The following is a 25,610-nucleotide window of genomic DNA, read 5'->3' on the forward strand; positions in this document are numbered from 1 at the left end:
CTTGCTTTGACGCCAAAATCATAAAGTTAGGTAGATTCAAATTGAAGAAAAACCGAATGACTCAGACTCTTTTCTCACTCAATCCAATGGCTTGGCCGGTGAAATACAATCTACGCAAATTCTTGGCAATGGCGAGCCTGTGCTTGTGCGCTGATCTTGCAACCGCAAAAACCGAAGGTCTCGATCGCGTTGTCGCCGTTGTGGATGAAGACGTGGTTATGGAGAGCGAGCTTCAAAACCAGTTGAATCAAGTCAAAGAGCAATTGCAAGCTCGCGGCCAGTTGCCGCCCGATGAAGTACTGCAAGATCAGGTGCTTGAACACTTGGTTGTGAAGCGTTTGCAGTTGGCCATGGGATATCGCATGGGCATCGAAATTGGCGATGACGAAATCGAAAAAACCCTGACGCGCCTACACAGTACTAATAATCTTACTCGCGAGCAGTTTTTCAATAAACTTGCTAACGATGGTGTTTCTCCCGCCGCTATGCGCCAGCAGCTGCACGATGAAATCATGATTCAACGTGTTCAGCAGGCGCGTGTTAACTATCGAATTCAGATTACCGAACAAGAAATCGATAACTTCTTGAATTCAGAAGAAGGTAAATTCTGGTTATCTCCAGAGTACCAATTAGGCCATATTCTAGTACCGTTCAGTGACGCTGGTCGCGGTGATGACGTCGCCAAAACCCAAGCCATTGCCGAAAAACTCTATGAACAGTTGTCGCTGGGCGCAGATTTTAAAAACCTAGCCGTGGCGCATTCAGGTGGCCAAAATGCATTGAATGGTGGCGATTTGGGCTGGCGTAAAGGTATCGAACTACCAGAGATCTTTTCGGAGCATCTCAATAGTATGAAGGTTGGTGAAATCAGCAAGCCGTTTAAGTCTGGTGCAGGTTTTCATATCCTTAAAATATACGATCGCAAAGGTGCCGAAGAAACCGTTATTGAACAAGCGCATGTTCGTCATATTCTGTTAAAGCCGTCTGAGATTCTTACCGATGAAGAAGCCTACGAGCTGTTGCTGACTTATCGTGAGCAGATCATGAAAGGCGAAGCCGATTTTGAAGCGCTGGCTAAAATTCATTCCGAAGATATTGGTTCCATGTTATCTGGGGGTGATTTGGGTTGGTCTTTACCGGGTAAGTTTGTTCCAGAGTTTGAGCAGATGATGAATCAAACTCCGGTAGGTGAAATCAGTTTGCCGTTTCGAAGCCAATTTGGCTGGCACATTCTTAAAATTGATGATCGCCGCGACGAAAACATGACTGAGACCGTTGTTCGCAATCGCGCCGAAAATTTATTGCGCAGCCGTCGTTTTAACGAAGAGCTTGAAATTTGGCTGCAAGAATTGCGTGGTCAAGCGTACGTTGAAACTCGCTTAGGCGAGTAATTTCTAACAACTCTATTCACTTTACCCGAGTCACTGCTTTGTCTGTATTAACACCTCCAACTATTGCTGTGACTCCGGGTGAGCCCGCCGGTATTGGCCCAGAAATTCTGGTACAACTCGCCCAAAACCAGCTTAATGCCAAGGTTGTCGCCATTGCCGATCCGCAATTATTAATGGATCGAGCTCGTTTATTAGGCTTGGAATTGAACCTAGTCGAATTCGATGATGATCGACATCGAAACGAAGGTCTGTTACCGGCAAAGAACTTGTTGGTGTCGCCGGTGGTTCTTAACGACACTGTAAAACTCGGTGTCTTAAATCCCAACAACGGTGGCTATGTTTTAGAGACGCTCAAGGTTGCGAGCCAGGGTTGTTTAACCAACCGATGGCAGGCCATTGTGACTGGGCCTGTGAGTAAGAGTGTTATCAATGATGCGGGTGTGCCTTTCAGTGGCCACACCGAATTTTTTGCCGAACAGGCGAGTGTAGATCGTGTTGTTATGATGCTTGCCACCGAAGGCTTGCGCGTTGCTTTGGTAACCACGCATTTGCCTCTGGCGAAGGTCCCGCAGGCGATTACAGCATCATTGTTAACCGAAATTCTTGAGATTACCCACAGCGAATTACGCGAAAAATTTGGCCTTGAAAGTCCTAAAATCAAAGTGTGTGGATTAAATCCACACGCCGGTGAAAGTGGGCACATGGGGCGCGAAGAAATCGACGTGATTATTCCTGTGCTCGAAACCCTAAAACTTAAAGGTTTGAATTTAGACGGACCATATCCCGCCGATACGGTTTTTACACCTCGTCATATGCAAGATTGCGACACCATTGTTGCGATGTATCACGATCAAGGATTGCCTGTTTTAAAATACAAAGGCTTTCACCGGGCGGTTAACATCACGTTAGGTTTGCCATTTATCCGCACCTCGGTTGATCATGGTACCGCGTTAGATTTGGCCGGTCAGGGCACTGCTAGTCATGAAAGTTTGGCCTACGCCCTAGACACCGCCATTGAGATGGCAAATGCCCAGCACTGATCTTTATGCCTTGCTGATCTCTACGTCTTATTGTTTTAACTTTAGTTTGGAAATACTCGTTAGTGACTTCTCCGTTTCATCACACAGCCCGTAAGCGATTTGGGCAAAACTTCCTTCACGATCTCGGTATTATTTCTAAGATTGTTAACAGTGTTGCGCCAACTCCGGGTGATAACATCGTCGAGATTGGCCCAGGTAAGGGTGCGATCACCGAGTTGCTGCTGGCGCGATGCCCTAAGTTAAATGTGGTGGAATTAGACCGAGATCTGGTGCCATTTTTATTGGCGAGTTTTGCCAAATATCCAGAATTTAAACTGCATCAAGCCGATGCGCTTAAATTCGATTTTTCGTCTCTGGCAAGTGCAGCTGAGCCATTAAGAATTGTTGGCAATTTACCTTACAATATATCCACGCCACTGATTTTTTATTTACTGCGCTTAGGTCCTCTTGTAAAAGACATGCACTTCATGCTGCAAAAAGAAGTGGTAGAGCGTATGGCGGCAGACCCTGGTAGTAAAGCGTACGGCAAGCTGAGTGTGATGACTCAATACTTTTGCAACGTACAATCTCTGTTTTTGGTACCGCCCGAGTGCTTTGTACCAAGACCTAAGGTAGAATCGGCAGTGGTGAGGTTAGAGCCTTACTCTGATTTCCCGGTTGTCGCATCCGATGTGAGTGTGCTCGAAAAAGTTGTCAACAGCGCATTTCAGCAGCGCCGAAAGACTTTACGTAACGCGCTTAAGCAATGGTGTGATGGTGCACAGCTCGAAGCATTAGGGATTGATCCTAATACTCGACCTGAATCTCTGACGGTCGCCGATTTTGTGAGTATTGCCAATGCTTGTCATGTGAATGAGCATTGAGCCAATCTATACAGATTATTGGCACTTATAATACATTAAACTGGCTAATTCTTTGCTGCACTTGGTAAGTGATTACAAACGTGGCGATATCTAGCCGAATTATTTTTAGATCATGGTTTCTTGTTAGAGACATCAAATCAAATGACAGATGTACCCATTGAGGTTCGCGTAAAAACCCACTACATCGCAGAGCAGTCTGATCCCGGTGATCAGCGGTTTGTGTACGCCTATACGATCACCATTCGTAATCAAAGCCACACCGCGGCGCAGTTAATCAGCCGCCACTGGTTGATTACCAACGGCGATAACGTGACGCAGGAAGTTCGTGGCGATGGTGTTGTTGGTGAGCAGCCGCACTTGAACCCTGGCGAGGAGTACACCTACACCAGTGGTGTTGTACTTGAAACCGAATTCGGCACTATGGAAGGCAGCTATCAAATGCGCACCGATAACGGTGATATTTTTGATGCTCCCGTGCCTACTTTCGCACTTGTTCCACCATACGCGCTACACTGAGTTTTAAGAACTCTCATATTTTTATAAGATAATATTCGCAAGATGCCCACCTATGTTGTCGGCGACCTCCAAGGTTGCCTTGATCCTTTAATTTGCTTGCTTGAGCAGGTTAACTTTTCGGTAGAATCAGACCAGTTGTGGCTGGTTGGTGATCTCGTTAATCGTGGCCCCCAGTCGTTAGAGACACTGCGTTTCTTGTACGAGCGTCGTCACTCAGTGACGGCAGTACTTGGCAATCACGACCTTCATCTATTGGCGATCTACTATCAACAACGCGAGCCATCGCGGGGTGATACTCTGGACGAAATCGTCGCAGCTTCCGATGCTCCGCAATTAATTCGTTGGCTGCGGAATTTGCCGTTGTTTTATTGGAACGAGGAGCATGGTATCGCAATGGTTCATGCCGGAGTTCATCCGCGATGGACGATACAGCAGGCTTTAAGCTACAGCCGAGAAGTCGAACAAGTGTTGCAAAACGACGTGGCAATAATCGAATATCTTGCCAACATATACGGTAATAGTCCTGCAAGTTGGAGCGAAGAACTCGGCGGTTATACTCGCCTGAGAACCATAGCCAATTACTTTACGCGCATGCGTTTTTGTAACGCCAAAGGTAAGTTGCAGTTTTCCAACAAAGGCGAGCCCGAAGATGCCCCAGAGGGTTTTGATCCTTGGTTTAAACACTTTTTAGAGCAGCCAACTTCATTTCCATTATTATTTGGCCATTGGGCCGCTCTAAAAGGAGAAACGGGAAGTGACAAGGTGATCGGTTTAGACACGGGTTGCGTGTGGGGCGAGCATCTCACCATGATTCGTTTAGAAGATCGCCAGCGTTTCACCTGTAGTTGCAAGCCAGACCAAAAATAAAGCGCAAATCCTGTCTAGGAGTTAGTGCTCTAAGAGCACTATGTTGGAACTAACAACAGTGTGGCTTGAAACGAACAACACTGTGGTAATTCAACATAGCAGCAACTTAATTTGGGGTAGGTGGTTGTTGGTGCTCAGTCATCGTAACCGTTAGGGTTATTCGACTGCCAACGCCACGTATCTCTAACCATCTCTTCTAGTCCTAATTCTACCTGCCAGCCCAGTTCGTCTCGTGCCTTATCGGCATTGGCATAGAACTCGGGCAGGTCGCCGGTTCTGCGCGGCAAAATTTGGTAAGGGATGGGTTTTCCACAGGCGTTTTCGTAAGCGGTAACGACTTCAAGAACGCTAATTCCCTTTCCCGATCCCAAGTTATACACCTGCCAGCCGGATTTACTTGCCAGCAGGTGTTTAAGCGCCGCCACATGGCCTTTGGCCAGGTCTACGACGTGAATGTAATCGCGAACACCGGTACCGTCTCGGGTAGGGTAGTCATCGCCAAAAATCCCCAAAAACTCGCGTTTGCCAACACTTACTTGAGCAACATAAGGCAAAAGGTTGTTTGGAATACCGTTAGGGTCTTCGCCAATCAAACCACTTGGGTGGGCACCAATGGGGTTGAAGTAACGGAGTAGTGACACGGACCAGTCTGAATTGGGTTTGGCTGTTAGGTCTTTTAAAATTTCTTCAACCATTAACTTAGTTCGACCATAAACATTGCTGGCTGATGTTGGCAGGGTTTCCACGTAAGGGATGGGCGCCTTTTCTCCATACACAGTGGCCGATGAACTGAAAACAATATTCGTACAGCCAAACTCTTCCATAACCTCACAAAGCGTAACGGTACCGGCGACGTTATTGTCGTAATAGGCGAGAGGCTTTTCGGCAGATTCACCAACCGCTTTTAAGCCTGCAAAATGGATCACTGCCTCAATCGAATAATTAGAAAATATATTCCTAAGTATATTTTTATCGCGTATATCACCATCGATAAATTGAATCGATTGATCGGTAATTTTCTCGACGCGCCTCACAGACTCACGTTTACTATTTGATAAATTATCGAGAATCAATAACTCAAATCCAGCAGCGATTAACTCTACACATGTGTGACTACCTATGTAACCTGCGCCACCGGTGACTAAAATCAAGCTCATTGTGATTCTATTTTCCTATCCAATTAATTTGTCCTTTTATACGAAAACATGCTTGCATGTTACGCTTTAATGAGAGAATAATAACTGTAACGAATTTCAGAATACAGCCTAGTCTTTGACAAGCTGCGGTCGTTTTACTGATAACGCTAATGAATACTGATATGAATTAAATACTTTCAGCAGTCATTCAAAGTAGAGTCATAAAATATTACGCGTTAAATTTATTGATCAATAAATTGATAAAAGCCGGAATCGATTTATGACTGAAATTGTCTCAGTAAAACGGATTATGTGTGAGGAGATCACCGCGAAGAGATATTAGCCAAAGCCACGGCGACAACGTTTTGTAATGTCTGTAGATTTTCAGCGTCTATGATTAGCTATAGATAATTTTTTAGCTATGCTTAGTTTTAGGCACGTAGATATCAAATAACGTTGAATCCCTCCGGCCATTAGGCCTGTTGCCCGCCGCGCTTAATTACACGCAAGAGGATGCACTCGATGAGTATTTTCAATCATTACCAGCAAAGGTATACCGCGACTCAGCAGGAAGAACTCTCGATTCAAGAGTACCTTGATCTTTGTAAATCCGATCCAAGTGTTTACGCAAGTGCTGCTGAACGGATGCTTGTTGCTATCGGCGAGCCTGAACTTGTTGATACCTCTCTAGACCCCCGCTTAAGTCGTATTTTTTCCAATAAAGTCATTAAACGTTATAAAGCGTTTGAAGATTTTTACGGAATGGAAGAAGCGATCGAGCAGATTGTTTCCTTCTTTAAACATGCTGCACAAGGCTTGGAAGAAAAGAAACAAATTCTCTATTTGCTTGGCCCCGTTGGCGGTGGTAAGTCTTCACTTGCTGAAAAATTAAAATCTTTAATCGAACGCCAGCCCATTTATTGCATTAAAGATTCTCCCGTATTTGAATCTCCTCTCGGTTTATTTGATCCCGATGAAGACGGTGAAATTCTAAGAGAAGACTATGGAATTGCTTCTCGTTATATCAAAACCATCATGTCACCTTGGGCAGTTAAACGGTTACATGAATATAACGGCGATATCAGCAAATTTCGTGTTGTAAAAGTTTATCCGTCTATTCTCGATCAAGTCGCTGTTTCTAAAACTGAACCCGGTGACGAAAACAACCAAGATATTTCCTCATTGGTGGGTAAGGTTGATATTCGTAAACTGGAAGACTTCCCACAAAATGATCCCGATGCCTACAGTTTCTCTGGTGGTTTGTGTCGCGCCAACCAAGGCATCATGGAATTCGTGGAAATGTTTAAAGCACCCATTAAGGTGTTGCATCCACTGTTAACAGCAACTCAAGAAGGCAACTTCAACAGTACCGAAGGCTTGGGTGCGATTCCATTTGATGGCGTTATTCTTGCTCACTCTAACGAAAGCGAGTGGCAAAGTTTTAAAACCAACAAAAATAATGAAGCGTTTATCGATCGTGTATATATCGTTAAAGTGCCATATTGTTTGCGTGTTTCTGAAGAAATAAAAATTTACGAAAAACTACTCGAAAACTCTTCGTTGTCTGCCGCTCCTTGTGCTCCCGATACCTTAAGCATGTTGGCGCAATTCAGTGTTCTTTCACGAATAAAAGTGCCGGAGAACTCTAACGTATTTTCAAAAATGCGTGTGTATAACGGCGAAAATTTAAAAGACACAGATCCAAAAGCAAAATCGTTGCAAGAATACAAAGACAACGCCGGCGTTGATGAAGGCATGTCTGGTTTGTCTACTCGATTTGCTTTCAAAATTTTATCGAAAGTATTTAACTTTGATGCCACCGAAGTAGCCGCAAACCCTGTGCACTTGCTGTATGTGCTTGAGCAACAAATTGAGCAAGAGCAATATCAGCAAGAAGTACAAGATCGTTATTTAGGATTTATCAAAGAGTTCCTAGCGCCAAAATACGTCGAGTTTATTGGTAAAGAAATTCAAACCGCGTATCTCGAATCTTATGCTGAATATGGACAGAATATTTTCGATCGCTACGTAACCTATGCCGATTTTTGGATTCAAGATCAAGAATATCGAGATCCCGAGACAGGCGAAATATTGGATCGTAGTTCTTTAAATGAAGAACTTGAGAAAATTGAAAAACCAGCGGGAATTAGCAATCCTAAAGATTTTCGTAACGAAGTGGTTAATTTCGTTCTACGTGCGCGTGCCAATAATAACGGTCGCAATCCGGCATGGAACAGTTACGAGAAATTAAGAACGGTTATTGAGAAGAAAATGTTCTCAAATACCGAAGATTTATTACCAGTCATTTCATTTAATGCAAAAGCGTCTAACGACGATAAGAAAAAACACCAAGATTTTGTGAAACGTATGGTGGAAAGAGGCTACACGGAAAAACAAGTTCGCCTTCTTTCTGAATGGTACCTACGGGTAAGAAAATCACAATAATGTAGTACGCTCTGCCGAATGAACTGTTAGGAGTTTTGATGAGTTACATCATAGATAGACGACTCAACGCGAAAAATAAATCTACAGTAAATCGGCAGCGCTTTTTGCGCCGATACCGAAAACACATCAAAAAGGCGGTCTCCGAGGCCGTCTCTCGTCGTTCTATCACCGATATGCAAAACGGTGAACAGATCAGTATTCCTACCCGAGATATTTCCGAACCTATTTTTCATCATGGCCAAGGCGGATACCAAGAACGAGTTTTGCCGGGTAATGATCAATTTGTTCAAGGTGATCATATTCAACGTCCACCGGGTGGTGGTAGTGGCTCAGGTTCTGGCGAAGGTAACGCCAGTGACCAAGGGGAAGGGATCGACGACTTTGTCTTTCAGATCACGCAAGAAGAATTTCTCGACTTTATGTTCGAGGATTTAGAGCTGCCGAATCTTGTAAAACGTCAACTGTCGGGTAATGAAGAATTTAAAACCCGCCGAGCCGGTGTTTCCAATCAAGGCTCACCGGGGCAAATCAACGTTGTTCGCTCACTTCGCTCCGCAAATGCAAGACGTATTGCGCTTGCTGGTGGTAAACGTAAGCGACTTAAAATACTCGAAAGCGAATTAGCTGGGCTAGAAGCTGCCGATCCGGTATTACGCGACCACAATAGAATTGAAAGTTTATTGGCCGAAATCGCGGATTTACGTGCGCGAATTCAGCGAGTGCCTTGGTTAGACGACTTCGATATTAAATACAATTTACAGGTTAAATATCCGGTTCCTACCAGTAAGGCTGTTATGTTTTGCATTATGGATGTATCTGGCTCAATGAGTCAGGCAACCAAAGACATGGCGAAACGATTTTTTATTTTGTTGTATTTATTTTTGCAAAAAAATTACGAAAAAACCGAAGTTGTATTTATTCGACATCACACCAGCGCTAAAGAAGTCGAAGAAGAAGAGTTTTTTTACTCTCGCGAAACCGGCGGCACTATCGTTTCCAGTGCACTGTATTTAATGAAAGAAATTTTAGAGACTAAATATTCACCTTCTGAATGGAATATTTACGCTGCGCAAGCTTCTGATGGTGACAACTGGAATGACGACTCGACAACGTGTTCGAAGTTGTTAATTGATGAGATTTTGCCAAAGCTTCAATATTACTCGTACATAGAAATTACCCCAAGACAGCATCAAGCACTTTGGGAAGAGTATGAAACTGTTGCTGGGGCATTTCCAGATCGCTTTGCCATGGAGCAAATTGTTGATCTCGGCGATATATACCCAGTTTTCCGCGAATTATTTCAGAAGAAAACCGCATGAGTGCACAACAGCCTATTTCTACAAGTTCAGAATGGACATTCGAACTGATCGAAGAATATGATCGGGAGATTGCCAAAATTGCTAAAGAGTTTGGCTTAGATACCTATCCAAACCAAATCGAGATTATTAATTCTGAACAAATGATGGATGCCTACTCTTCGGTAGGTATGCCCATTGGTTACAATCATTGGTCTTACGGTAAGCAATTTTTAAATACCGAGCGCTCCTACAATCGTGGGCACATGGGTCTTGCCTATGAAATTGTGATTAATTCAAGTCCGTGTATTGCGTATTTAATGGAAGAAAATACCATGACTATGCAAGCGCTTGTTATTGCGCATGCCTGTTATGGACATAATTCTTTTTTTAAAGGTAATTATTTATTTAGAGCTTGGACCGATGCCGAATCGATTATTGATTACTTGGTCTTCGCAAAAAATTATATTGCCAAATGCGAAGAGCGACATGGTATTGATGCCGTAGAACAATTGCTAGATTCTTGTCATGCCTTAATGAATTACGGTGTAGATCGTTATCAACGACCTTACCCAATTTCGACGGCAGAAGAAGAGTTCCGTCAAAAGGAGCGTGAAGAATATTTACAGCGCCAAGTGAATGATTTGTGGCGAACCATTCCAAAAGGTGAGCACAATCCCCAAGCGTTGGATGCATTTAAATTTCCAGCAGAGCCTCAAGAAAATTTGCTGTATTTTTTTGAAAAAAACGCGCCTCTGTTAGAGTCTTGGCAGCGAGAAATTCTTAGAATTGTTCGCAAAATTGCACAATACTTTTATCCACAGCGCCAAACCCAAGTAATGAACGAAGGTTGGGCGACTTTTTGGCATTACACCTTATTAAATACTCTCTACGATCGCGGCAAGCTAAGTGATGGCTTTATGCTGGAGTTTTTGCAGTCACATTCCAGCGTTGTTTATCAACCACCATACAACAGCCGGTATTATTCTGGAATTAATCCCTATACGTTAGGATTTAATATATTTTCTGATCTTCGCCGAATTTGTGAAAATCCAACCGAAGAAGATCGAGAATGGTTCCCCGATATTGCTGGCTCTAATTGGGTTGAAACCTTGCATTTTGCCATGCGTAATTTCAAAGATGAGAGTTTTATTCTGCAATATTTATCACCCAAGGTGATGCGAGATTTAAAACTATTCACCATTATTGACGATAATCTTGAAGACGATATTATCGTTGGTGCTATTCATGATCGAGATGGTTATCAAAAAATTCGTGAATCGTTAGCGGGACAATATAATTTAGGTAATCGTGAACCGAATATTCAGGTAACTAAAGTCAATGTTCGCGGTGACCGCTCAATTACCCTAGAACATAATCGACATAATCGCGTACCTCTCAGTGAAAGCACCGACGAAGTGTTAAAGCATATTCATCGTATCTGGGGGTTTGATGTACATCTGCACTCTACCGATAATGGTATTTTATGCGAAAGTTTTCAATGCCCGAAAAACGACAATAATAAGTAAGTAATCACTTATGTTGGGCGATAAAAAAAGCGGCTGAAATAAGCCGCTTTTTTTATGTGTTTTTCTAATGCTTACGATTTTTATACAGCAATTAATTGATGAGCTTTTTCTATCAGGGTGATATTTTCAAAAGGCTTTTGTAAAAAATCATCGGCGCCTAGATCGAGAGTTTTTATTAGGTTTTCTGTGGATTCAGCAGAAATTACTAACACTTTCATTTTTTTAAATTGTTCATTGGTGCGTAAATATTTCAGCACTTCAAATCCGTCAATTCCCGGCATTCTTAAATCTAGGGTTATAAGATCGGGTTTGATGGTCGATACAAGTGATCCGGCAACAAATCCATCCAGCGCGGTGGTAACTTCATAGCCCTGCATTCTAAACACGCGTTCAATGGCCTTAGCCATTTCTGGGTTGTCGTCGACTACAAGTACTTTAGGCGTTGTACAAGCTTCCAGAGCACCCGTTTCTAGCTCTTCTGGTACCGGCAGTTCGTTCTCTCGCAAAAACTCAACAAAGTCCTCTTGCTTGATTCTATGGTCTCCACGACCCGGTAACTTATAGGCTTTCAGCCGTCCGCGCTCAATCCACCGAATGATTGTTCGAAAGTTTACCCCGCAGTATTTCGCGGCTTCACCGGTGGTTAGCACTCGGAGTTCTGTCATTCTGTTATGGCCTTCTCTGTCTCACACATTTGGGTTCTCGTATTCATTTTAAGGGTAAGAACCAAAAGGATACTTTACTGCAAATTTAAACCTGACTTAAGTGACTTTTCGATCATAAATGACAGGAATGTATAACTATATTTTACATGAGTCATGTTTGACAGGTTAGACATGTTCTGTATACTTCTATTCAAGTTGAGGGGCATCCTAGCTTCCTGTTTCAATTGTTTGAATTTTTGATGCCCCATTTTCTTTCCTGTGCGCCTTTTTAGGACAAACAGTACTGTCGAATTTTAAAAAGTTGATCAAATATTAAAGTTCCAATGTCAACTTTTTAGCAGAACACCCTAAGACCCTTTCCCCTCCCAGGTAGTGAGGGGTTTTTTTTGCCTGTCGTTTGGATCATTTCGATTTTAAATAGCAATAATTTACGTCGATTTGTGTATACTTAGAAGGTCAATAATTCTGATATTTGGAAACTAACGGAAATTCCAAAAGCTAATGAACCTGCTATCTTCTGCGACTGCAAAAATACTGATAACGGACGATAATCCGGTAAATTTGACACTGCTAAATAAAATACTTTCATCAGAGTATCCTTATTTAGAGCACGCGCAGGACGGCGATCAATGTCTCAACGCCGTTAAAGCAGAACACTTCGATTTGTTATTGTTGGACATGAACATGCCAAATGTTTCTGGCATGGATGTGTTGCGCGAGATACACAAGCTTCCCGGTAATTACAAACCAAGAGTTTTGGTCGTTTCCGCCGACCACTCACCAGAAACGGTTGCCGATGCATTTCGCCTTGGCGCGGACGACTATCTAAAAACACCTTACAGTAAAGAAGAGCTGCTCGCGCGAGTTAATACTCAGTTAGCGCTTAGAAGTCGATCTCAATACCTCGAAGAATTAGTTGCCAGACGCACTCAAGAGTTAACGCAAGCCAATCAACGCTTGCGAGATACGCATTCCCAACTGATGCAAGCAGAGAAGATGGCGTCCTTGGGGCAATTGGCCGCAGGCGTTGCACACGAAATTAATAACCCTGTTGCATACGTCTATTCCAACCTACAAACCTTACAAATATATTGTTCAGACATAGGCAGTTTTGTTGAAAAATACAAACAAACGGTAGCTTTAGATGCTAACGATATTAATGGCAACGTAAATATTGACGGTGCAGGTAATAAACCCGATATTCAATTTTTATTGAGTGACGCCGCCGATTTATTGAATGAATCGTTAGATGGTTTAAAGAAGGTCAAACAAATAGCCGAAGATTTAAAAACCTTTTCCCATCCCGAGAAAAAAGTCTGGCAAGAAACAGATATTAACGAATGTATCGAATCTGCATTAAATATTGTTGCTAATCAAATAAAACAAAAAGCGCGAATTAATAAAAAATTTCAAGAACTACCCAAGGTTGAATGTATTGCACCGCAAATTAACCAAGTTATTGTTAATTTGTTGGTTAACGCCCTGCATGCTATTGAAGATTTTGGCGAAATAGAAATAGTCACCAAAAAAATTGATTCCGATACCATTTGTATTTCTATAACGGATTCGGGTGTTGGCATTGAAGAAAAACATATGGCGAAAATATTCGACCCGTTTTTTACCACCAAAGATGTTGGCAAAGGTACAGGTTTGGGATTGTCCGTTTCCTATGGAATTGTCCATTCTCATAATGGCAATATCTCTGTCTCCAGCGAAGTAGGTAAGGGTACAACCTTTACGGTGACCTTACCCATTCTAAAAAGTGCCAATACCGAACCTTTTGTGTAGCAATATAAGCGTTTATAGAAGATTTTATTTTTAATTTAGAATCTCCGATAAAATCACCCAACAAATAATCAGAGACCGCTGAGCCGGTTATTCAGCTTTTTGCAATGCAGGTGTTCTTTGCAATAACTTGCGAAATAATCCTAAATAAACACCTAATCCTATGAGTAAAACGGCGGCGCCAATTAATAATAGTGGATTAAATTGCTCATCGTTAAACGCTGTTCCTAAAATCATGGCAAATATTGGCGATATCATTGCAGTTAGGGATACTGTATTAGCTGATAGATTTTTTAATAAATAATAATAAGCACTAAAGCCGATCAAAGATCCTATTACCACCAGATACGCAAGAGCTGAAATAGAAACCCATTCAACGTGCGTAGGAACACTGCCGTCGATCATTAACCAAGTAATCCATAGGCCCGGCAAGGCAAATAGCATGCTGCCGCAAGACTGTTGTAATGGATCTGTATTTGTTCCGAGATTTTTCATCATCACCGCGCTTATCGAAAAAATACTGGTTGATGCAATCATCGCTAGAATTCCTAACAGCGCATCTGGGCCAATTTGTATTTGATCACTAAAAACAAGCGCCATGCCCAAAAAAGCAATGATCATTCCGAGCAGTCTTTCTAGTCCAATGGATTCAGATAATATAATTTTAGAGAACAGGCCAACAATAAAAGGCGAGGTGGAAAATAATAATGAAACCACACCGGTTGGAATTTTTTCCGCGGCCCAATAAACCAGAGGCATATTGGGAAATACACCAAAAGATGCTGCACAGAAAGTAATTATGGTTTGTCGGTTTAATGTGAAAGTTTTTTTAACATAGAGTAATACCAGCCAAACTAACGCTGCGCCAAACGTCATGCGCAGTGTCACGGCCAGCATAAACCCAACATCACCACTGCTAATATGTATGGCAAGTGGTGTTGTCGACCAAATTAGAACAACCAATATGTAACATAGAATAACTTTCACAATTTAATTCTCGAAATTCAAAAATAAAAAAAGGCCGCAGTGTTAAACGTGCGGCCTTTTGAAAAATCTTACTTTTTATGGATTACAATTTTTTATCCACAAACGCAAAGAGCCGCTGCATTCCTTTGGGAACGGGGCGATGCCAGAAAATAGCAGTTAGATAAAAAAATACAGTCATGATAATAACAATTGTTTGCGTACAAGCGAGTAAAAATAGTAACCGCACGGATTCTGACCGCGAACCGAAAATTGGTCAAGCAATTAAACCAAAATTTTCTGTGTTCGAGTCTACGTTTAAAATGTCGTTACCGTTTTTTACCAATTTGAGTTCTCGGTCGCCCTCAAAATTTTGCCAAAGGGTTCTGTAACTTAACTGTGAACCCGCATGAACACCTTCTGGGTAAAGTTCTGAAAGAGGACGAAGCACGAAGGCGTTATAGGTAATTTCTTCTCTAGGAAGTACAAGGTTGCCAATAATGCCGGTAATATTTCCGTACAGTAAAATATCAATATCGACAGTTCGGTTAGAATATTTCTCTGCTTTAAGGTCGCGGCCAAGTTTGTATTCGATGTCGCGCAAGGTTAAGCGTAGACTCTCTAAATCCATGGCTGTTTCTGTTTGAACCACCAAGTTCCAAAAATTTGGGCCGTCGAAGCCGACCGCAGCACTTTCGTAGGTATTAGAAAGTGTTAACGTGCCAAACAAGCTAGACAATTCTTGAAGCGCAAAAGGGAGGTTTTTTTCTGGCAGAATATTGCTGCCTAATCCTAGGAATACATCGTATTTTGTTTGCATCAACCAAATAACCTATCTATCAAAATACGTAAAATTTTTCAGATAACTGACTCTTAAACAGTGAGTTAAATTTGTAGGAAAATTTCGAACGTTCAATTTAGCGGTTTTAGAGAAATTTCCGACTAATCTAGAGTTTCTGTGAATTCACAATGAGTTAGGTAAAAGCTCTTGTAATGAGATCACAATAGGAACCTCTAATTAACTCATCCATGATTTAATCCGAGGACAGAAATTAACAATGCGATTTCCAATTTCTTCACAATTTCAATCACTTACCGTTCTTGAAATTGGCGACACATCCTTGTGTCGAGAGAAACTCTAGGTTAATTAGAGTTTCCTATAGTCTTTCGCCAAACTCTAAAGTTAATCCCACCGCAAGGCTGTTTGCAACTGCCGTTGGTTTACGTACGATCATTTTTATCCAAGGCAACGAGAATTTATCACGTAGCTCTTGCGCCAAATTTCCAGAAAACGCTTCTATTAATTCAAAGCGATGTATCTTTGCAAAATCTTGGCAATAGTCTGCCACGGCTGCGTAATTGAGAGTATGTTCTAATTTATCGCTGGTGATGGCTTTCGAAAAATCAAATGCCATTTCAATATCTAAAACCAGAGTTTGTAGAATGGATTTTTCCCATTCGTACACGCCAATTACGGTTTCTACTTTTAAACCTTCTATAAAAACGGTGCTAATCACGGCAATTCTCTGTGCAGAATAAAGCAAATATCAGCATGCTCTGAATGCTGAGCTGGAATTTAATCGCAGCACAGAAATTGGAGTTGCTAATTTTTTCATAATTTCAATAATTTATCGTTATTGAAGTTGATGGCATATCCCAGCGTCGCAGAAAACTCCAGATTCTGCAGAGTTTTCAATAAATGTTTGGCCAGACGAGCTTCGCAATCGGTCCGAATTTTTCGTGAAATAAACCAGCAACTCGTTGACGAACAGAATTTACAAGGGCGCTAGGGTGGTCATGTCCCAGCGCGGCCGAACCGTCACGCCGAGAGGCTCCTGCTGATTGTTAAGCAGTCGCTGACAGCCCGCGTAGGCGATCATGGCGCCGTTGTCGGTACAAAACTCGTTGCGCGCGTAAAAAACCGAAGCGCCGATCTTGGCAAGATTATGCGTTAGCAGCTCCCGTAATCGCTTGTTTGCCGAAACGCCGCCGGCCATAACCAATGTTGTATAACCCGTCTGTTCGAGTGCACGCTTGCATTTAATTGCGATGGTTTGTACCACTGCTTCTTGGAAGGCAAAGGCGATATCGGCGCAGGTTTGGTCGTCTGGCAGACCGTTTTCTTGCTTGTGTTCTGCTACGGTATTGAGCGTGTAAGTTTTTAATCCGCTGAAGCTAAATTCCAAGCCCGGTCGATCAACCATGGGTCTTGGAAACTTAAATCGATCTGGATTACCCAACTCTGCCAGTTTGGCAATCGCCGGACCACCGGGATAATCCAAGTCCAACATTTTGGCGGCTTTATCAAACGCTTCTCCGGCTGCGTCATCGAGTGATTCGCCCAGAAGCTGGTATTCGCCAATGCCGCGAACATCCACCAATTGAGTGTGTCCACCCGAAACTAATAAGGCAACAAAAGGAAATGACGGCGGATTATCTTCCAGCATGGGCGCCAATAAATGGCCTTCCATGTGATGAACACCGACAGCGGGAATATTCCAAGCATAAGCCAGTGAGCGAGCAAAACAGGCGCCGACCATCAAAGCACCAATCAGGCCCGGGCCGTTGGTAAAGGCAATGGCGTCGATATCGGTGGTCGCCGAATTTGTAGCGGTAAGTACTTCGTTGACTAGTGGCAGTAGCTTACGAACATGGTCGCGTGATGCCAGTTCTGGCACCACACCGCCATACTCGGCGTGTACTTTAACTTGGCTATATAACCTATGCCCTAGCAGCCCGAGATTTGAATCGTAAATGGCAACGCCGGTTTCATCGCAGGAAGTTTCAATTCCGAGTACTCGCATGGTCAACAGTATCCAGCCGCTTACAGAAGTATTAAGGTAAAACATGTACGCTAGGCTGATTTGAATACAGACTTCACGTACTCTGAAAGCGCGGCATCATAGCATTAAGCGCCGTAATCGGCACTTTTCCGTACAAAACTTGCCATGTTCAGGCTAAACCTCTCGTTGAGCTGTTTAAAAATCATATAACCGAGTTCAATCCCTAGAATATCTTCAGAATTCACAAAACAATGTTTATTAACCCAATGATTTATAAGAGTTAATTGAAACTTTTTAATGGGTTGCAGAGTTTTTCTTGGTTTTATATTGATCGACGGCGAACAAAGGTTTAGAATCTGCGCCCCTTAATTTAGTAAGTATTGGCTGTTGCAGCGCGAAGATTTCCACGCAGAAATCGATAAGATGCACAGCTGTCATTGATCAAACAGGTAATAAGATTCTATGCCATCAGTAAAGCTTAAAGAAAACGAGCCATTTGACGTTGCACTTCGTCGTTTCAAGCGTTCATGTGAAAAAGCGGGCATCCTTGCCGAAGTTCGTCGTCGTGAGCACTATGAAAAACCAACTACCGTTCGTAAACGTCAAGCAGCAGCTGCTGTTAAGCGTCACGCGAAAAAAGTGCAGCGCGAAAGCCGTAAGTTCCAACGTCTTTACTAATCTGTGCTGAGCCCTAGCCAATACGGCTAGATCAAGGCTTAAAGACAAGAATATTTCAGAGCCTATTCGTTCACCTGTGCGAATAGGCTTTGTTGTCTTTCAAAGTTCAGGCGTCTAGATGTGGTTATCCCGATGAATTCAACAATTATTGAATTTTAACGGTAGAGCCCTTAGCCAAACATCCCTCAGAGCCCGCGTGAAACCCAAAATACGCCAGCAGCGGTTTATCGAAGGAGTCCGTACATGCCATCAGAACTCTACACCCAAATAAAAGACGCTGTTAAAGACGCTATGCGTGCCAAAGAGAAAGAGCGTCTAAATACCTTGCGTTTAATCCAAGCAGAATTCAAACGTGTTGAAGTTGATGAGCGCATTGAACTCGACGATGCTCGCATTCTTGTCATTCTCGATAAAATGTGTAAACAGCGTCGCGACTCTATTACTCAATTTCAAGACGCTGGTCGTGATGAACTAGCCGAGCAAGAGCAAAAAGAACTTGTTGTTATTGGTGAGTTCTTACCTGCTGCCTTAGATGAATCCGAAATTGCAGCCATTGTTGCTAAAGCTATCGAAGAATCTGGCGCCCAAGCTGCACAAGACATGGGCAAGGTTATGGCTATAGTTAAGCCACAAGTTCAAGGTCGCGCCGATATGGGGTTGGTCAGTAAGTTGGTGAAAGCCAAGTTAGGTTAATAGCTGGCTAAGTTTTTGTAGTTCAATCTCAATGCGTGAGATCAAACACTCTTGTCAGAGCGAATTTCGCAGGCGTTTATTGATGACTTACTCGGTCGAGTCGACATCATTGATGTTGTTGATAGCCGGGTAAAGCTCAAGCGAGCGGGTAAAAACTACCAAGCGTGTTGCCCGTTTCATCAAGAAAAAACGCCGTCTTTTACGGTTAGCTCAGACAAGCAGTTTTATCACTGTTTTGGTTGTGGTGCCAGTGGCAATGCCATTGGTTTTGTCATGAACTACGACGGCCTTAACTTTCCTGAGGCGGTTGAAAACTTAGCAAAACTGGTCGGCCTGACGGTTCCCAAGCAAGAGCGTTCAGCAAAGGCAGAAGCCGCCGATAAGCAAAGAAAATTAATATACCAAGTACTCGAGCAAGCGAATCTGTTTTTTCAAACACAGTTGCGCCAGCATGAAAGCAGAATACACGCCGCTAAGTATCTTAAAAAGCGCGGCTTAAGTACTCAAGTTGTACAAGAGTTTCAATTAGGTTTGGCGCCACCGGGTTGGGATCTACTCATCAAGCACCTGTGTGACGCCAATGCGAGACTCAGCGAAAAAGAAGTAATAAAACTGGCGCTTGATGCTGGGTTAGTCGTCGAAAATCCAGAAAATCAGCGTCGATACGACCGTTTTCGCGACCGCATTATGTTTCCAATTATCGATGTGCGAAAGCGCGTGATTGGTTTTGGTGGTCGAGTATTAGATGCCGGGCAGAGTGACCCCGGCAAAAAACAGCCGAAATATCTCAACTCGCCAGAAACCCCTGTTTTTCACAAGGGTAAAGAGTTGTACGGTCTTGCCAATGTTCGTCAAGCCTATACCGACATCCCCAAATTGTTGGTGGTAGAAGGGTATATGGATGTTGTAGCGCTGGCGCAATTTGGTATTCGCTACGCAGTTGCAACACTTGGCACTGCCTGTGGTGAGGAACATTTAAAGCTGGCTTTTAAATACACCCAAGAAGTGGTGTTCTGTTTTGATGGCGATAAAGCCGGTAGGAATGCAGCCAAGCGAGCGCTTGAGAATTCCCTTCCAGCTATGGAAGACGGTCGAAGCGTAAGATTTTTATTTCTGCCCGAAGGTGAAGACCCTGACACATTAGTCAGAAAAGTGGGTGCGCAAGCCTTTGAGAACATGGTCGCGCAATCCGTCGCATTAGAAGAGTATCTCTACGAAGTTGCCGGAGTTGGACTTAATCTAAACTCTTTAGAGGGTAAAGCGAGTCTTAGTAAAAAAATGGCTCCGCTATTGAGCTTGTTGCCCGAAGGCGTTTATCGAGAGTTGATGCAAAACCAGTTGGCTCAACACACGGGGCTGAGTCGAGAAAACCTCGATGAACTGGCGCTGCTGTCGATACCAAAGCTTGCGGAAGATACGCCGGATTTAACCAGTGATTCGCGTTTGCCACAAGACCCGCGAGTTGGGTCAGCACACGCAAATGCTGAAAACCAGCGAATGGATAATTGGCCTGACACGCCAGAATACAGCCCGGCAGATTATGAGTCGAGCCAGTATACGCAATATGAGCCTAAAAAACCGAAGCCCGGTAAAACGTCATCGTATGACAAGCGTAAAGATGATGAGCAGGGCGGACATAGTTCAGGCAGTGCTAGCAAGTTTGCGCTACAGCCGGTGCGTCGTTTATTGGCATTGTTGGTTCAGCATCCAGAACTTGCAAGACAAGTAGAACTGACAAATTTATTAACGCTCGATAACCAAACCGAGTTGGCGCAAATTGCAGAGCTTATAGGTTTATTAAGAGAACGCCCCCAGCTTGATAATGCGCAAAAGGTTTGCATTGCTTGGCAGGCACGTTTTGGTGAATCGCGCTCTAAACTGCTGGCCGAGCTTTCAGCGACAGATCTGTTAGCAGGGTCACAGGGACGTATTGAATACAACCCAAGCGAAGAATTTCGCTCCTGTGCGTTTCAGTTACAAAATTGGTTAGGGCAGCGCAAAATTCGTCATCTTGAAGATAGGCTTTATCAGCAAGCGTTGACGTTAGAAGAGCAAAAGCAGCTCAGCATTGAAATATTAAATTTAAAAAAGCAACTTTTACAATCTGCGCAAGCAGAAAAACTACGAGAGCAAAATCTCGGAACAACCAAGCACTAGCTTGTGCACAGCGGTATAGAAACACACAAACTAACACATCGAACAATCAGCGTAGGAGGTTGCTAGAGCAATAACCGTTTTGTTTTGATGTAAGCAAACACCTGCAAGCGGCTTGAACAGTTGATTTCTTAGATTAAATCTCAATATTCAAGCTATAATTGAGCGTTTAACGCTCTTCGTTTCTACTGGTTTTAAATAAGGTTAATAATGACCGATAACGCCCAGCAACAGTCCCGAATTAAAGAACTGATCACGCGCGGACGAGAGCAAGGTTTCCTGACCTACGCAGAAGTAAGTGATCACTTGCCAGACGATATCTCCGATCCAGATCAGGTCGAAGAAATTATCCAAATGATTAACGACATGGGTATTCAGGTGTTTGAAACAGCGCCCGATGCCGATCAGTTGATCATGTCTGAAAACGACTCCTCTACCGATGAAATCGCTGCTGCTGAAGCTGCCGCTGCACTTGCGGCCGTAGAAACTGAAGCTGGTCGCACCACCGACCCAGTACGTATGTACATGCGCGAAATGGGCACCGTAGAGCTGCTCACTCGTGAAGGCGAAATCGCTATCGCCAAACGCATTGAAGAAGGTGTGCGTGAGTTAATGCATGCCTTGGCGTTTTGGCCCGGTGCAGTACAAAAAGTCGTTGAAGAATACGATCTAGTAGAAAAAGAAGAGCGTCGTTTGGTTGATGTTGTTTCTGGCTGGTTAGATCCCGCCGAAGACGTTCCTGCTGCTGAAATCGTTCCGAGTAACGTCGATGACGACGAAGAAGCCGAAACCACAACAACAACGGCGGACGTAGACAGCGACGATGATGAAGAAGAATCTCCTTCAACGGATGACGACGATGAAACTCAAGGCGGCGTAGATCCCGAAGAAGCTAAACAACGCTTCTCGTTACTGCGCGAGCAATTGATTAAAGCTGACACTGCTTTGGCAGCTCATGGCCGTGAAAGCAAAGAAGTTGAAGCCGAACTCGAAGCATTGGGTGAAATCTTCAAATTCTTCAAGCTTGCGCCTCGTCAGTTCGAGCCACAATACAACTATGTTCGCAGTGTTCTAGAGCGTGTTCGCCAAGAAGAACGCAACATCATGACGTTGTGTGTGCGCAAGGCCAAAATGCCACGCAAAGACTTCATCAAAGAATTCCCAGGCAACGAGCAAGACGAAACCTGGATACCAAGCATTATTGGTAAAGGTCGCGCCTACTCAGAAAACCTACGCGCTGTGCAAGTCGATATCATGCGCGCCCAGCGTAAATTGCTACAAATTGAAGAAGAAACCGGCCTCGACCTAAGTGCCATTAAAGAAATCAACCGTCGCATGTCGATTGGCGAAGCACGTGCACGTCGCGCCAAAAAAGAAATGGTTGAAGCCAACTTGCGTTTGGTGATTTCTATCGCGAAAAAATACACCAACCGTGGTTTGCAATTCTTAGATCTTATTCAAGAAGGCAACATCGGCTTGATGAAAGCGGTAGATAAGTTCGAATACCGTCGTGGTTACAAGTTCTCAACCTACGCCACATGGTGGATTCGTCAGGCAATTACGCGTTCTATTGCCGACCAAGCACGTACCATTCGTATTCCGGTGCACATGATCGAAACCATTAACAAGCTAAACCGTATTTCACGGCAAATGCTGCAAGAAATGGGTCGTGAACCAACGCCAGAAGAACTTGGCGAACGCATGGACATGCCAGAAGATAAAATTCGCAAAGTGCTAAAAATTGCCAAAGAGCCAATCTCCATGGAGACGCCCATTGGTGATGACGAAGATTCGCACTTGGGCGACTTTATTGAAGACACCACAGTGCATTCACCGGTTGATACCGCCACCGGCCAAGGCCTAACCGAAGCCACCCGCGAAGTACTTGCAGGCCTAACCGCCCGCGAAGCCAAAGTACTGCGCATGCGTTTTGGTATCGACATGAACACCGACCACACCCTAGAAGAAGTGGGCAAACAGTTTGACGTAACCCGTGAGCGTATTCGACAAATCGAAGCAAAAGCCCTGCGCAAGCTACGTCATCCATCACGTTCAGACCACCTTCGCAGCTTTTTGGACGAATAAACAACATCGTATTAAAAAAGCTGGAAACCAAGCTTTGGGCGCCCTATAATGGCGCCCGCATTTCAAAACAGCCTCGGCTGTCACTTCAAAATTTTTTGCATTGTTGGCCTAACCAACAACTCGCAAAAACCAAGAAGGTTTAAATGGGCCTGTAGCTCAGCTGGTTAGAGCACACGACTCATAATCGTTAGGTCCTCGGTTCAAGTCCGAGCAGGCCCACCATTTTAACCTTCTAAATAAAAGTGTTAGAAAACATAACCATTTCTGAAACCCTCTTTTGTATTTCAAAGCCTCATATTTCTGTTTTTTCGGCTGTCCTAGTAACTGCTTCTCCAAAAGATCTACATAAAATCCTAGGTTACATTACCCGAATAGCTTTGATATTTTCCCCGCTTTGATGTGAAAGGCCAAATAGGGCTCCATTAAAGCTAAAAACGATAAAATAAACAAAGGGAGTTAAAGGAAGGCGAAATGGAAGTTTGTATCAAACACTGCAACAACATTGACTTGGCAACAATTTCAATAGGCAACAATAAGCTAAACATCAAATTTGCTCCTAATGGCACAGGAAAAAGTACGCTTGCAAATGCAATTCGACTTAGTCAAATGGATAGCAAAGACTCTCTAAATGAGCTAATGCCATTCAAATACAGAGAAAGTAATCCTGACGGCAATCAGCCCACTGTTACTGGCATAGAAGGCATCGGCGCAACAATGTGTTTTAATGAGGCGTATGTCAACCAATTCACATTCAAACCAGATGAACTTCTCGATAAGAGCTTCGACATTCTAATCAGGGATGACAATTACAAAGCAACCGAGCAAGAAATCAATCAACTTGTTCGAAATATCCAAGAACAATTCACCAATAATCCTGACCTTGAAAAGCTAATAAAAAACTTAAAAGCTCTGAGTGATGCATTCAAAGTTACCGCAAATGGCGGCCTATCTAAAGCCTCCAGCGGTATGAAAGGTTTGTCCAGTGGAAATAAGATCGAGCATATTCCAGCTAGTTTAGAAGTTTACCAGCCATTCATTCAAAGCAAAAAAAGTGTCAGCTGGATAGATTGGCAAACCAAGGGGCACAAAGAGTTCTCAGAGTTATCAAATAGCTGCCCTTTTTGCTCGTCTGACGCCACTGAAAAAAAAGAACAAATTGAAAAGGTAGGCAAGGAATACAATAAAAACTTAATTAACAATCTAGTCAAGATCATTAGTATCATTCAAGACCTAGGCGAATTCTTCTCAGAAGATACGCGGAATAAGCTAGACATTATCTCTTCACTAAAAGACGGTATCGAGAAAGAACACGAAACTTTCATAGTGAACATCAAATCTCAAATAGACGATCTAATCGAAAAACTAGAAAGAACAAGAGCACTGTCAAGCTTCCACTTTCAAGAAGGGGAAAATGTTGGTGCGAAACTACCAACCTATAAGATAGACCTTCAGTTCTTTGACACACTCAATTCCGAAAAAACGAGAGAAGCAACCGACAGAATTAACCAATCGATCGACGACCTTGTACTTCAGGCTGGCCCACTGCAAGGTAAGATAAATATTCAGCGAAGAAAGATCACTCAACTAATCGAAAAACATCAGACGGATATAAATAGCTTCCTAATAAATGCAGGCTACAAATATATAGTTGAAATCATTGGAGAAGGAGAGCAGTCGCAGCTAAAGCTTAAGCATGTGGATCACTCTATACACATAAGCGGTGGTACTCAGCACTTAAGCTTCGGAGAGCGTAACGCTTTTTCTATCGTATTGTTCATGTACGAGTGTTTATCCAAGAAACCAAATTTGATCATACTCGACGATCCAATCTCATCTTTTGACAAGAACAAAAAATATGCAATTTTGGAAATGCTATTCAAACGAAAACCAGAGCATTGCCTTAAAAACAAAACAGTTTTATTGCTGACACACGATGTTGAACCAATTATCGACACTGTAAAAGCAGTTAAAAAGCAATTTAAGGGTCAAGTATTCGCATCATACCTACGCCTTCAAGATGGAAATATAACCGAGCAACAAATTAAAGAAGAAGATATCAAAACATTTGCCCAGATTTGCACGGGAATTCTTAGTACAGACTGTAGCGAAATAACCAAATTAATATATCTACGCAGACGCTTTGAAATTCTTGACGACAAAGGGGACGCATATCAGGTGCTATCAAACCTATTCCATAAAAGGACAGAGCCGCGGGATTATCGAGAGCCAGCGAACGAAGAAGGAGAGTACCCTCTGATGAGCGACAATGCTTTAGAAGCAGGAAGAAGTGAGATTAATAGGTTTATTGACGGCTTCGAATACGACGCGCTTTTAGAAAGATTGCTAAATACCGCCCAGATTAAGAGTTTGTATTTCAGTTGTGAAAATGGATATGAGAAGCTTCAGCTTTGCCGTATTTTAATGGGAAAAAAAGCTAATAACTCTGTGATTAAAAAATTTATCAATGAGACTTACCATATCGAAAATGAATATATTTGCCAGCTTGATCCGACTAAATACGATCTTATCCCTCAATACGTAATTAATGCGTGTGATAAGATGATAGAAGAGATTCTCGATTAGATGTCTCTGAATTTACTCATCTTGTTTCCAACAAACCGTGTTAAGTTAGGCTTGAATTACTCTTAGACATAGAAAAATATCACGTATTTTTCTATGTCAATTTGAGGCTAGTTATTCATCCATCGACAGTAATGGCCGA

20 protein-coding genes and 1 tRNA gene are annotated in these 25,610 nt (G+C 43.0%); 15 read left to right on the top strand and 6 right to left on the bottom strand.

From position 1 onward, the window contains the following. Positions 1 to 56 precede the first annotated feature (56 nt). The 5 genes from ACYQ2C_RS02940 (at position 57) to ACYQ2C_RS02960 (ending at position 4,677) form a co-directional block, all read left to right on the top strand. Positions 57 to 1,391 (top strand): peptidylprolyl isomerase, encoded by a 1,335-nt coding sequence (locus tag ACYQ2C_RS02940; protein WP_460102196.1) that lies wholly within the window; start codon positions 57 to 59, stop codon positions 1,389 to 1,391. Positions 1,392 to 1,429: 38 nt separating this feature from the next. Beyond that, positions 1,430 to 2,431: a 4-hydroxythreonine-4-phosphate dehydrogenase PdxA gene (gene pdxA, locus ACYQ2C_RS02945; RefSeq protein ID WP_460102194.1), complete on the top strand. Its 1,002-nt coding sequence runs from the start codon at positions 1,430 to 1,432 to the stop codon at positions 2,429 to 2,431. 62 nt (positions 2,432 to 2,493) lie between these two features. Beyond that, positions 2,494 to 3,294 (top strand): 16S rRNA (adenine(1518)-N(6)/adenine(1519)-N(6))-dimethyltransferase RsmA, encoded by an 801-nt coding sequence (rsmA, locus tag ACYQ2C_RS02950; RefSeq protein ID WP_460102192.1) that lies wholly within the window; start codon positions 2,494 to 2,496, stop codon positions 3,292 to 3,294. A gap of 141 nt (positions 3,295 to 3,435) precedes the next feature. Next, entirely contained in the window at positions 3,436 to 3,810 is a 375-nt protein-coding gene (apaG, locus tag ACYQ2C_RS02955) for a Co2+/Mg2+ efflux protein ApaG (protein ID WP_460050126.1), read from the top strand. 42 nt (positions 3,811 to 3,852) lie between these two features. Continuing rightward, positions 3,853 to 4,677, top strand: a complete 825-nt coding sequence (locus ACYQ2C_RS02960) for a symmetrical bis(5'-nucleosyl)-tetraphosphatase (RefSeq protein ID WP_460102189.1) — start codon at positions 3,853 to 3,855, stop codon at positions 4,675 to 4,677. 134 nt (positions 4,678 to 4,811) lie between these two features. On the opposite strand, the gene galE is transcribed toward ACYQ2C_RS02960, so the two are convergent. Further along, positions 4,812 to 5,834: a UDP-glucose 4-epimerase GalE gene (gene galE / locus ACYQ2C_RS02965; protein ID WP_460102187.1), complete on the bottom strand. Its 1,023-nt coding sequence runs from the start codon at positions 5,832 to 5,834 to the stop codon at positions 4,812 to 4,814. A gap of 501 nt (positions 5,835 to 6,335) precedes the next feature. On the opposite strand from galE, the gene ACYQ2C_RS02970 reads away from it, so the two are divergent. From ACYQ2C_RS02970 to ACYQ2C_RS02980, 3 genes are read left to right on the top strand one after another with little or no spacing between them, the layout of a single operon-like run. Next, complete coding sequence (locus tag ACYQ2C_RS02970; protein ID WP_460102185.1) at positions 6,336 to 8,258, top strand: PrkA family serine protein kinase; 1,923 nt, start codon at positions 6,336 to 6,338, stop codon at positions 8,256 to 8,258. Between the two features lie 38 nt (positions 8,259 to 8,296). Next, positions 8,297 to 9,577: a YeaH/YhbH family protein gene (locus ACYQ2C_RS02975; protein WP_460102183.1), complete on the top strand. Its 1,281-nt coding sequence runs from the start codon at positions 8,297 to 8,299 to the stop codon at positions 9,575 to 9,577. Further along, on the top strand, positions 9,574 to 11,082 hold the full coding sequence (locus ACYQ2C_RS02980; RefSeq protein WP_460050116.1) for a SpoVR family protein: 1,509 nt from the start codon (positions 9,574 to 9,576) through the stop codon (positions 11,080 to 11,082). Before ACYQ2C_RS02975 ends, ACYQ2C_RS02980 begins: the two co-directional genes overlap by 4 nt. A gap of 80 nt (positions 11,083 to 11,162) precedes the next feature. On the opposite strand, the gene ACYQ2C_RS02985 is transcribed toward ACYQ2C_RS02980, so the two are convergent. Continuing rightward, complete coding sequence (locus ACYQ2C_RS02985; RefSeq protein ID WP_460050114.1) at positions 11,163 to 11,747, bottom strand: response regulator; 585 nt, start codon at positions 11,745 to 11,747, stop codon at positions 11,163 to 11,165. 501 nt (positions 11,748 to 12,248) lie between these two features. Between ACYQ2C_RS02985 and ACYQ2C_RS02990 the strand changes: the two genes are divergently transcribed. Further along, complete coding sequence (locus ACYQ2C_RS02990; RefSeq protein ID WP_460050112.1) at positions 12,249 to 13,535, top strand: ATP-binding protein; 1,287 nt, start codon at positions 12,249 to 12,251, stop codon at positions 13,533 to 13,535. 87 nt (positions 13,536 to 13,622) lie between these two features. Here ACYQ2C_RS02990 and ACYQ2C_RS02995 read toward each other — a convergent pair whose 3' ends face one another. From ACYQ2C_RS02995 to tsaD, 4 genes are all read right to left on the bottom strand, one after another. After that, positions 13,623 to 14,519: a DMT family transporter gene (locus ACYQ2C_RS02995; protein WP_460102180.1), complete on the bottom strand. Its 897-nt coding sequence runs from the start codon at positions 14,517 to 14,519 to the stop codon at positions 13,623 to 13,625. A gap of 253 nt (positions 14,520 to 14,772) precedes the next feature. Continuing rightward, positions 14,773 to 15,315, bottom strand: coding sequence for a 2-amino-4-hydroxy-6-hydroxymethyldihydropteridine diphosphokinase (gene folK, locus ACYQ2C_RS03000; RefSeq protein WP_460102178.1), 543 nt, complete (start codon positions 15,313 to 15,315; stop codon positions 14,773 to 14,775). Between the two features lie 337 nt (positions 15,316 to 15,652). Further along, positions 15,653 to 16,012, bottom strand: coding sequence for a dihydroneopterin aldolase (gene folB, locus ACYQ2C_RS03005; protein ID WP_460102176.1), 360 nt, complete (start codon positions 16,010 to 16,012; stop codon positions 15,653 to 15,655). Positions 16,013 to 16,270: 258 nt separating this feature from the next. After that, positions 16,271 to 17,299 (bottom strand): tRNA (adenosine(37)-N6)-threonylcarbamoyltransferase complex transferase subunit TsaD, encoded by a 1,029-nt coding sequence (gene tsaD / locus ACYQ2C_RS03010; protein WP_460102255.1) that lies wholly within the window; start codon positions 17,297 to 17,299, stop codon positions 16,271 to 16,273. Between the two features lie 441 nt (positions 17,300 to 17,740). Here tsaD and rpsU point away from each other — a divergent pair, with 441 nt between their 5' ends. From rpsU to ACYQ2C_RS03040, 6 genes are all read left to right on the top strand, one after another. Next, positions 17,741 to 17,956, top strand: a complete 216-nt coding sequence (gene rpsU, locus ACYQ2C_RS03015; protein WP_460050104.1) for a 30S ribosomal protein S21 — start codon at positions 17,741 to 17,743, stop codon at positions 17,954 to 17,956. 243 nt (positions 17,957 to 18,199) lie between these two features. Beyond that, on the top strand, positions 18,200 to 18,649 hold the full coding sequence (locus tag ACYQ2C_RS03020; protein WP_460102173.1) for a GatB/YqeY domain-containing protein: 450 nt from the start codon (positions 18,200 to 18,202) through the stop codon (positions 18,647 to 18,649). Positions 18,650 to 18,700: 51 nt separating this feature from the next. Continuing rightward, entirely contained in the window at positions 18,701 to 20,806 is a 2,106-nt protein-coding gene (gene dnaG / locus ACYQ2C_RS03025; RefSeq protein ID WP_460102171.1) for a DNA primase, read from the top strand. Between the two features lie 207 nt (positions 20,807 to 21,013). Next, positions 21,014 to 22,888: an RNA polymerase sigma factor RpoD gene (gene rpoD, locus ACYQ2C_RS03030; protein ID WP_460102169.1), complete on the top strand. Its 1,875-nt coding sequence runs from the start codon at positions 21,014 to 21,016 to the stop codon at positions 22,886 to 22,888. Positions 22,889 to 23,033: 145 nt separating this feature from the next. Continuing rightward, positions 23,034 to 23,110 (top strand) — tRNA-Ile (locus tag ACYQ2C_RS03035). Between the two features lie 249 nt (positions 23,111 to 23,359). Beyond that, positions 23,360 to 25,471: an AAA family ATPase gene (locus ACYQ2C_RS03040; protein WP_460050009.1), complete on the top strand. Its 2,112-nt coding sequence runs from the start codon at positions 23,360 to 23,362 to the stop codon at positions 25,469 to 25,471. The last annotated feature ends 139 nt before the right edge of the window (positions 25,472 to 25,610 follow it).

The organism is Sessilibacter sp. MAH3 (genome assembly GCF_054658275.1).